The sequence below is a fragment of the Streptomyces sp. genome (assembly GCF_031178505.1).
Classification (GTDB): Bacteria; Actinomycetota; Actinomycetes; order Streptomycetales; family Streptomycetaceae; genus Streptomyces; species Streptomyces gulbargensis.
This window is the reverse complement of sequence record NZ_JAPSIW010000648.1, coordinates 1-4,062: the sequence shown is the minus strand read 5'-3', so window position 1 is coordinate 4,062 and position 4,062 is coordinate 1. Positions and strand designations below refer to the sequence as shown.

5 protein-coding genes are annotated in these 4,062 nt (G+C 74.4%); 1 reads left to right on the top strand and 4 read right to left on the bottom strand.

All coding sequences use genetic code 11. The annotated features are described in order from the left end of the window. The 4 genes from RIF68_RS29765 to RIF68_RS29750 all read right to left on the bottom strand — a co-directional run. Positions 1-320 (bottom strand): response regulator transcription factor (locus RIF68_RS29765; RefSeq protein ID WP_309054384.1); only part of this gene is annotated, 320 nt, incomplete at its 3' end. After that, complete coding sequence (locus RIF68_RS29760) at positions 317-1,573, bottom strand: histidine kinase (RefSeq protein WP_309054383.1); 1,257 nt, start codon at positions 1,571-1,573, stop codon at positions 317-319. The genes RIF68_RS29760 and RIF68_RS29765, both read right to left, overlap by 4 nt. Positions 1,574-1,586: 13 nt before the next feature. Then, positions 1,587-2,345, bottom strand: coding sequence for an ABC transporter permease (locus tag RIF68_RS29755; protein WP_309054382.1), 759 nt, complete (start codon positions 2,343-2,345; stop codon positions 1,587-1,589). Further along, the gene (locus RIF68_RS29750; protein WP_309054381.1) at positions 2,342-3,268 is read right to left on the bottom strand and encodes an ATP-binding cassette domain-containing protein; all 927 of its coding nucleotides are present in this window, start codon (positions 3,266-3,268) and stop codon (positions 2,342-2,344) included. Before RIF68_RS29750 ends, RIF68_RS29755 begins: the two co-directional genes overlap by 4 nt. Before the next feature lie 127 nt (positions 3,269-3,395). Between RIF68_RS29750 and RIF68_RS29745 the strand changes: the two genes are divergently transcribed. Then, positions 3,396-3,959, top strand: coding sequence for a GNAT family N-acetyltransferase (locus RIF68_RS29745; RefSeq protein ID WP_309054380.1), 564 nt, complete (start codon positions 3,396-3,398; stop codon positions 3,957-3,959). The last annotated feature ends 103 nt before the right edge of the window (positions 3,960-4,062 follow it).

Here is a 4,062-nt window from a genome sequence, read left to right as displayed (position 1 = left end):
TGGGCGTCCTTCACCAGGAAGCCGCTCGCGCCCGCGCGCAGACCGTCGTACGCGTACGCGTCCAGATCGAAGGTGGTGACGATCAGGACCCGCGTGCGGGCGCCGGTGGCGACGATGCGGCGGGTGGCCTCGATGCCGTCCAGGCCCGGCATGCGGATGTCCATCAGGACCACGTCGGGGCGGTGCCGGTCGGTGAGGCGGACCGCCTCCGTGCCGTTCGCGGCCTCGCCGACGACCGTCAGGTCCTCCTGGCTCTCCAGCAGCATGCGGAAGCCGAAGCGCTGCATCGGCTGGTCGTCCGCGATCAGAACGGTCGTCACGAGGGGGTGTCCTCCCGGGGGATACGGAGCAGAACCCGCCAGCCGCCGTCCGGCAGCGGGCCGCAGTCGAGTGTGCCGTGGTAGAGGGCCGCGCGCTCCCGCATTCCCGTCAGGCCCTGGCCCGTGCCCGTGGCCCCCGCCCCGGGCTCGCGGCGGCCACCGGTGTCGGTGACCTCCACCCGTACCTCCTGAGGGCCGTGCGCGAGGAGGACCGAGGCCCGGGCGCCGGGGCCCGCGTGCTTCAGGGTGTTCGTCAGGGCTTCCTGGACCACCCGGTAGAGGGTCAGCTGAACGCCCGGGGAGAGCTCCGGCGGCGCCGGTTCGCCCGGCGGGGCGAGTTCGAGACGTACGGGCAGACCGGCGTCGCGAACCCCTGCCAGGAGACCGTCCAGATCGGCCAGGGTCGGCTGCGGGTCGCGGGCCGCCGTCTCGTCGTCGGTCCGCAGGACCCCGAGGAGGCGGCGGAGCTCCGTCAGCGCCTGGCGGCTCGTCGTGCCGATCGCGTCCAGGGCCTCGGCGGCACGCTCCGGGTTCCTGGCCGCCGCGTACCGGCCGCCGTCCGCCAGACCCGTGATGACGGACAGGTTGTGGCCGATGATGTCGTGCATCTCGCGGGCGATCCGGGCCCGTTCGGCCGCCGCCGCCAGCCGGACCTCCTGGTCCCGCTCCACCTCCAGGCGGCGGGCGCGCTCCACGAGGGCCGCCGTGTGGTCGCGTCGCGCGCGGACCGCGATGCCGAGGAGGGCCACCAGGGCGTAGGCCCACACCACCGGCACGACCCGCTGGTCCCACGTTCCGGAGGGGAAACGGACGGCGCCGACCACCAGCGGCGGCAGGAACAGCGCCACCGACCACAGGAGAGCGCGCGGCGGGCGGGCGAGCGCCAGGTGGAACACCGGGATCATCTGGAGGTAGCCGGCCTGGAGGAAGGCGCCCGAGCCGTCGCTGGCCAGGGCCGCGCAGGCCATCACCGCCAGCACCGCCATCGGCCGGCGCCGCCGCCCGTACAGGGGCAGGGCGAGCGCGAGGCTCGTCGTGACGACCAGCCAGACCGGGACCGACGGATCGCGGGCGATCGTCCGCCAGCCGCCGGCCGCGTCCACGAGCGCGGCGACGGTCCAGAAGAGGGTCACGGCGGCGTCCCACACCCAGGGCCGCCGGGCGTCGAACGCCCGCACCCGGGACAGCGCCCGCTGGACGTACCCGCTCAGGCCCGTGGCGTCGCTCGTCGTCTCCGGCGTGCCGCTGATCATGCCTCCATCCTCCTCACACGTCCCGGCGGGGGAGCAAGAAGGCCGGTACGGCCAGGGCCGCCGCCGCCCACAGCGTCAGAGCCAGCAGCGCGGCGCCCGGTGACGGGGCGTCCGGGAGCGGCGTCGCCGAGCCGAGGACACCGGCCGCCTGCGTGGGGAAGTACCGCAGGGCCGTGTCCACCGCCGCGTACGGGAGCATGCCGAGGACCTCCGGCAGGAGCAGCACCCCGCCGACGAACGCGCCGAGCGCGCCCGGAACCGAGCGGAGCGCCGCGCCCAGGCCGAGGGCGATCACACCGAGGAGGGTCACACCGGCCGCGTTGCCCGCGAGGGCGCGCAGGACGCCGTCGTCGGTGAGGGAGGCGGCCTGGTCGGTGTCGTGGAGGAAGACCTGCGCGGTGAGGAAGGTGACCACGGCGGTGACGAGGGAGAGCGGGAGGACCGTCACCGTGTACACCGCCGCCTTCGCCCACAGGACGGGGAGGCGGCGCGGGACGGCGGTGAGCGAGGCTCTGATGAGGCCGTGGGCGTACTCGCCCGCCGTGACCAGGATGCCGAGGACGGCGAGGGAGACCGCGCCGAGCTGCGAGCCGTACAGGGTGAGGACGACGGTGTCGACGTCGGAGTCGCCGCCGTCCGAGGTGTAGGTGGCGCCCATGAGGACGCCGACGCCGAGGAGGAGGGCGACGGCGGTGAGGACGGTGACCCAGGTGGATCGGACCGTCCACAGCTTGTGCCACTCGGAACGGACGACGCGGACGGGGGTGATCACGCTGCTGCTCCCTGGTGTTCGGTCGGCTGCTCGGCCTGGTATTCGACGGAGTCGCGGGTGAGGTCCAGGAACGCCTGCTCCAGGGAGGGCGGCTGCGGGGTGAGTTGGTGGAGGGGGACGCCGTGCCCGGCGGCGGCGCGGCCGATCTCGGGCGCGCCGGGGCCGCTGACGAGGAGGGTGCCGGGCGTCTCCTCGGTGAACCGGGCCGAGGGGAGGAGGGAACGCAGGCGGCCGGGCTCCGGGGTGACGACCTTCACGGTGGCGCCGCCCGCCGACCGTACGAGTTCCTCGACGGTGGTGTCCGCGAGGAGCCGGCCCCTGCCGATGACGATCAGGTGGTCGGCGGTGAGGGCCGTCTCGCTCATCAGGTGGGAGGAGACGAGGACGGTACGGCCTTCGGCGGCGAGGGACTTGAGGAGCGTACGGATCCACAGGACGCCCTCCGGGTCCAGGCCGTTGACCGGCTCGTCGAGGATCACGGCCGCAGGGTCGCCGAGCAGGGCGGCGGCGATGCCGAGGCGCTGGCCCATGCCGAGGGAGAAGCCCTTGACGCGGCGGTCGGCGACCTCGGTGAGGCCGGCGAGGGAGAGGACGCGGTCGACGCGGGAGCGGGGGATTCCGTGGGTGTGGGCGAGCGCCGTCAGGTGGTGGCGGGCGGTGCGGCCCGGGTGCACGGAGCGGGCTTCGAGGAGGGCGCCGACCTGGGTGAGCGGGGCCGGGTGGGCCGCGTAGGGGCGGCCGGCGACGGTGGCGCGGCCACGGGTGGGGGCGTCGAGTCCGAGGATCATGCGGAGGGTGGTGGACTTGCCGGCGCCGTTGGGGCCGAGGAAGCCGGTGACGGTGCCGGGCCGGACGGTGAAGCCGAGGTCCTGGACGACGGTCCTGTTCCCGTAGCGCTTGGTGAGGTTCTCTGCGCGGATCATGTCTCCGACGCTAGGGACCGGGCGGGCACCGGACGTCCGTCCGGGGGCGGGAGCCGGGCGTCGGGCGTAGTACCGGGGTACGACAAAACGTTTGTGCGGTGGGGGGAGGGACCGTGAGGATCAGGCCATGGACTATGCGATTCGAGTCGTCCGCGCCGACGAGTGGGAGAAGGTGCGGGAGCTGCGGCTGGCCGCCCTGCGGGATCCCGTGGCGCACCTGGCCTTCCTGGAGACGTACGAGGAGGGCCTGGCGCGCCCCGAGAGCTTCTGGAAGGAGCGGACGGCGAACGGGGCCGAGGACGGGCCGGGCGCGGTACGTCAGTTCGTGGCCGAGGCGGCGGACGGCCGGTGGGTCGGCACGGCGACGGTGCTGCTGGAGCGGGCCGGCACGGAGACCTATTTCGGGGACGTGCCGAAGACCGACCAGACGCATGTCGTGGGCGTGTACGTACGGGACGAGGCGCGCGGCGCGGGCGTGATCGACGCGCTGTTCGCGGCGGCGGCCGCATGGTCGTGGTCCCTGACGGACCCGCGGATCGAGCGCGTGCGGCTCTACGCGCACGTGGACAACGAGCGGGCCCGGGCGGTCTACCGGCGGCTCGGTTTCGAGACGGACGGTGTGCCGGTCGCGCTGCCGGGTTCCGAGGTCGCCCACGAGCTGGAGTACGAGCTGCCGCGGCCGGGCGCCTAGGCCGTGTCTTTCGGATCTTGCCGGGCTCGCGGCGCCTGGCACCGCGCCTCTCCCCCGTGGCCCTTCGGGCACGGGAGGTGCCCCCAGCGTTGTCGTCGGTCGC